This window comes from Streptomyces sp. NPDC059456 (genome assembly GCF_042750055.1).
In the GTDB taxonomy this organism is placed as follows: domain Bacteria; phylum Actinomycetota; class Actinomycetes; order Streptomycetales; family Streptomycetaceae; genus Streptomyces.
This window is the reverse complement of the sequence record NZ_JBHYVA010000643.1, coordinates 1-4,854: the sequence shown is the minus strand read 5'-3', so window position 1 is coordinate 4,854 and position 4,854 is coordinate 1. Positions and strand designations below refer to the sequence as shown.

Sequence of the window (4,854 nt, the reverse complement as noted above, 5' to 3'; positions counted from 1 at the left end):
GATACACCCCCCCCCCTCCACCAGGATGGTGGAGGGGCTGCGGAGAACACGTACAGCTGCCGTTTACTTCTTGTTACGGCGCTGGACGCGGGTGCGCTTGAGCAGCTTGCGGTGCTTCTTCTTGGCCATCCGCTTGCGCCGCTTCTTGATAACAGAGCCCACGACTACCCTCGCTCACTTCTTCTTCACTGGTGCGGGGCGTCTGGGCCCACACGACCTACGTCGGCCTAGCCTACCCGCCCGAGCTCCGAGCTTGTAATCCGAGGGACACCGCGGGTCAATCTCAGGCCGTCTCCACCCCCACATAGGAGTCTCGGAGGTACTCGTGAACCGCGTTCTCGGGGACCCGGAAGGACCGGCCCACCCGGATTGCGGGCAGATGGCCGTTGTGCACCAGGCGGTACACGGTCATCTTCGACACTCGCATCACCGAGGCGACCTCCGCCACGGTCAGGAACGCAACCTCGATAAGAGGCCTCTCGCCAGCAGCCATGACACACCTTGACCTTCCGCGCATGACGGGCACCGGCTTCCCCTCCGGTTACTCCTCGTCGTCGCACGCTCACTCCCCAGAGTAGGGGCGTGTGATACGAGTGGGGAAGAGGAGCTACGGCCACTCCTGCGCACCCGGCAGACTCGCCCGATCGAGTACATACCTAATGAGCGGTCTGTAGTAGTCCGCGTGCACCGCGTCATCAAGCGGAACGGCCACCGCCACGCGCCCCTCCGCCTCGCCGACGAACAGCGCCGGGTCATCCGTATCCGCCAGCCCGATCGCCTCCACACCGAGCTGACCTGCACCGCAGACCCATCCGTGATCCCCCACCACCAGCCCCGGCAACGGCCCGCCGGCCTCCGCGAGCGCCCCGAGCGCGATCCGAACCGGCAGGGGTGAATGGGTGTGCGCGCCGGTGGCACTCCCGGGTGGCCGCGCGCCGGGTTCCCGCACCAACGCGACTCCCCGTACGTAATCGATGCTGTGCCTGCGTACGCCGAACCGGGTCGCCATGTCGACACCGGCCCCCTGCGCCGGGGTGAGCACAACACATCCCGCCGCCGACAAGGCCCGCGCCAAACTGGCGTAGAACCCCAGGAGACGGTGCGGATGCCCCGTCCCGAACAACACGGGCGACCGCGCCCCGGCCGCCTCCCGCAGCCGCTCCGCGAACGCCTCCAGACCCGCCAGCGTCAGCTCCGGATCGATCACGTCCGGCCCGCTGACGTGCGCCGGATCCGCCGAGACCCCGCACTTGGCCGCCATCAGCCCCAGCAGGTCACCCTCGCCCCAGCCCCACTCCGGATCCAGCCCCAGCAGCACCCGCGGATCCCGCGCCGCGAACAACCGGTAGCTGCGCAGGCTCTCCTCCCGCGAAGTGGCAACGGGCCCGGCCAACCGGGCGGCCAGCAGATGCGCACGCAACGCGCCGGTGCTCAACACCCTCCGATGCTGCCGCACCCGACCTGCCGGAGCATCAATTCCGCCGCACGGACCCACAGTTGGCGTAACGATGCTTCACCGCACCCAGGCCTTACGTGAGCAGACCACGCAACGGGAACACCGCCCGCCGGGTCGCCAGAACGGCCTGATCGATCCGGTCCGCCGGGTCGTAACCCGCCTCCCAGTCCCGCCACGCGACCGCCCGCCCGTCGGTCATCCGCGCCGGCGCCGGCTGCCGCGTCCGCGCGTACACCTCGTCCCGCCACGCGTCCGGCACCGGCGACTGCGGATCGACCGGACGGTGCGCCGCGATCCCCACCAGATGCGTCCACGACCGCGGTACGACGTCCACGACCGCGTACCCGCCGCCGCCCAGCGCCAGCCACCTGCCGCCCGCGTACTCGTGCGCCAGCCGGTGACAGGCCTCCTGCACCGCCCGCTGCGCGTCCAGCGACACCGCCAGGTGGGCGAGGGGGTCCTCGACGTGCGTGTCCGCCCCGTGCTGCGTCACCAGCACCTGCGGCCGGAAGTCCGCCAGCAGCTCCGGCACCGTCGCGTGGAACGCCCGCAGCCAGCCGTCGTCCGCGGTCCCGGCCGGCAGCGCCACGTTCACCGCCGAACCCTCCGCGGCCGGCCCGCCCGTCTCCTCCGGCCAGCCCGTCTGCGGGAACAGCGTCCGCGGATGCTCGTGCAGCGAGATCGTCAGCACCCGCGGATCGTCCCAGAACGCCGCCTGGACCCCGTCCCCGTGGTGCACGTCCACATCCACGTACGCGACCCGCTCGGCCCCCAGCTCCAGCAGCCGCGCGATCGCCAGCGCCGCGTCGTTGTACACGCAGAACCCGGCCGCCCCGCCCGGCATCGCATGGTGCAGCCCGCCCGCGAAGTTCACCGCGTGCTCGGCCTCCCCGCGCCACACCGCCTCCGCGGCCGCCACCGACTGCCCCGCGATCAGCGCCGAGGCCTCGTGCATCCCGTGGAACGCCGGATCGTCCATCGTCCCCAGCCCGTACGACCCGTCGGCCACCCCCGGGTCCGCGGACACCTCGCGCACCGCGGCCACGTAGTCCTCCCGGTGGACCAGCCGCAGCGTCGAGTCACCGGCCGCGCGGGCCGCCCGTACCTCCATCTCCCGGTCCAGCCCGAAGGCACGCACCAGCCCCATGGTCAGCGCCAGGCGCACCGGGTCCATCGGATGGCTCGGTCCGAAGTCATACCTCGTTACCGCCTCGTCCCACATCAACAGCCCGGTCACCGGCTCGCCGCTCATGCCCGACACCGTATCGGGCGCCCTCCGCCCCGAACGAACGGGCGTGGAAGAGCGTCACCAGCACCAGCGCCATCGGCACGAGCATCGCGCCCCGGTAGCTCCAGGCGTCCCCGATCCCGCCGACGAGCGGCGATCCGACCAGGAAGCCCACGTAGTTGAAGATGTTCAGCCGCGCGATGGCCGTATCGGAAGATCCGGGGAACAAACGCCCCGCCGCCGCGAACGTCTGCGGCACGATCACGCACAGCCCGACCCCCAGCAGCGTGAATCCGAGCATCCCCGTCCACGCCCCGGGGGCCGCCGCGACCACCGCGAACCCGCCGGCCGCGACCAGCGTCCCCATCCGTACGACGGCCACCGCCCCGAAACGCCGCACCCCCAGGTCCCCGACGGCCCGCCCGATCAGCGTGGTCACCATGTACACGTTGTACGGGACCGTCGCCAGCTGCTCCGAGCTCCCCAGCACGTCCTGGAGGTACTTGGCGCTCCAGTTCGACACCGTCGAGTCCCCGATGTACGCACACGCCATCACCAGGCACAGCGGCAGCAGCAGCCCGAACCCGCCGGCCCCCAGCCCCTTCTCCGCACCCCGGTCCTCGCCCTGGTCCTCGCCGCCCCGCCCGCCGACGTAGAACCGGCTCCCGTGGAACGCGAGCGGCAGCAGCACCACCACCGCCGGCAGGTACGAGGCGAACAGCGACAGGTGCCAGTGCGCCCCGGCCCACGCCGCGGACGCCCCGACGATCCCGCCCAGGCTGTACGCGGCGTGGAAGCCGAGCATGATGCTCCGCCCGTACGCCCGCTGGAGGCTGACCCCGAGCATGTTCATCGACGCGTCGAGCGCGCCGACGGACAGCCCGAACGCCCCCAGCGCCAGCGCCGCGTGCCACATCCGGTCACCGGCCCCGACGCCCAGCAGGGCGAGCAGCACCAGCGGCTGCGCCCACCGCAGCACGGTACGGGGCGGGACCCGCTTCACCAGGTGCTCGGTGGCGACGCTGGACACCCCGGCGAGGATCGGCACGGCGGCGAGGAAGGCGGGCAGCAGCCCGTCGGATATCCCGTACCGGTCCTGGATGGCGGGGATCCGCGTCACGAGCAGGGCGAAGGTCACGCCCTGCACGAAGAAGCTGAACCCCAGGGAGCCCCGGCCCCGGCGCAGCCGTACGTCTTCTGTCATGGCGGCACAGCGTAGGCCCGTGGGCTACCCGTGGGTAGAGAGATCACACGGGGAGTTCCAGAAGCCCCGCCAGCTCCTTCATGTCCCCGAAGAACCCGGTGGCCCCGGCCAGCCGTTCGGCGGGCGTCATCCCGGTGAACCCGTACACGTCCATCCCGGCGGCGACGGCGGCCCGCACCCCGAGCGGGCTGTCCTCGATCACCACGCACCGCGAGGGATCGACGCCCATGCTCCGGGCCGCGTGCAGGAACAGGTCGGGGGCGGGCTTCCCCTTCCCCACGTCCTGGGAACTGAAGATCCACTCCTCCTCGAACCACCCGCCGAGTCCGGCCGCCCGGTGTCCGACCCGGATCCGCTCGTGGCTCCCGGAGGAGGCCAGGCAGTACGGCACCCCGTGCGCGGTGAGCGCGCCGAGGACGTCGACGACGCCGGCGACGGGAACCAGCTCCCGCTCGAACGCCGCGAAGGTCCGCGCGTGCAGCACGGAATCGAACTCGGCGGGAAGCCGCTCGCCGGTCCGCTCGAGGACGAGATCGTGCACCCGGTGCACGGCGGCGCCCATGTAGTCGCGCAGCGAGTCCTGGTACGACGTGGGATGCCCCAGCTCGGTGAGGTACCCGGCGAGGATCGTATTGGCGACCGGCTCACTGTCCACCAGCACGCCGTCGTTGTCGAAGATGACGAGGTCATAGCCCATACCCCCAACCTAAGGGCACTGCCCTACCCACCTGGATACGCCGGCGGGGCACCCCTCAGGAGGCCGCTGGACGCTCGACACGAGCAGCTTGAAGAGCTATCCGGCCGATTGGTGAAGCCGGGCCGCGCCTTCGGGTGCAAGGTCCCGTAAACGCAGAAAAGCCCCGCACCGAACCCCATAAGGGCTGGTGCGGGGCTTTCCCACAATGATTGTTCGGCGGCGTCCTACTCTCCCACAGGGTCCCCCCTGCAGTACCATCGGCGCTGAAA

Annotated in this window: 6 protein-coding genes; all 6 read right to left on the bottom strand. The window is 71.1% G+C overall.

Going from position 1 to position 4,854, the window contains the following annotated elements:
- Positions 1–63: 63 nt before the first annotated feature.
- On the bottom strand, positions 64–162 hold the full coding sequence (locus ACFXA3_RS35435; protein ID WP_003948845.1) for a 30S ribosomal protein bS22: 99 nt from the start codon (positions 160–162) through the stop codon (positions 64–66).
- A 121-nt stretch (positions 163–283) separates the two neighbouring features.
- The gene (locus ACFXA3_RS35430) at positions 284–493 is read right to left on the bottom strand and encodes a helix-turn-helix domain-containing protein (protein ID WP_159044166.1); all 210 of its coding nucleotides are present in this window, start codon (positions 491–493) and stop codon (positions 284–286) included.
- 114 nt (positions 494–607) lie between these two features.
- On the bottom strand, positions 608–1,438 hold the full coding sequence (locus ACFXA3_RS35425; protein ID WP_385193977.1) for a phosphatase: 831 nt from the start codon (positions 1,436–1,438) through the stop codon (positions 608–610).
- Positions 1,439–1,529: 91 nt separating this feature from the next.
- Positions 1,530–2,678, bottom strand: a complete 1,149-nt coding sequence (locus ACFXA3_RS35420; protein ID WP_385193979.1) for an acetoin utilization protein AcuC — start codon at positions 2,676–2,678, stop codon at positions 1,530–1,532.
- The gene (locus ACFXA3_RS35415; protein ID WP_385193975.1) at positions 2,650–3,888 is read right to left on the bottom strand and encodes an MFS transporter; all 1,239 of its coding nucleotides are present in this window, start codon (positions 3,886–3,888) and stop codon (positions 2,650–2,652) included. Before ACFXA3_RS35415 ends, ACFXA3_RS35420 begins: the two co-directional genes overlap by 29 nt.
- A 43-nt stretch (positions 3,889–3,931) precedes the next feature.
- Positions 3,932–4,585, bottom strand: coding sequence for an HAD family hydrolase (locus tag ACFXA3_RS35410; protein WP_385193973.1), 654 nt, complete (start codon positions 4,583–4,585; stop codon positions 3,932–3,934).
- Positions 4,586–4,854: the final 269 nt, after the last annotated feature.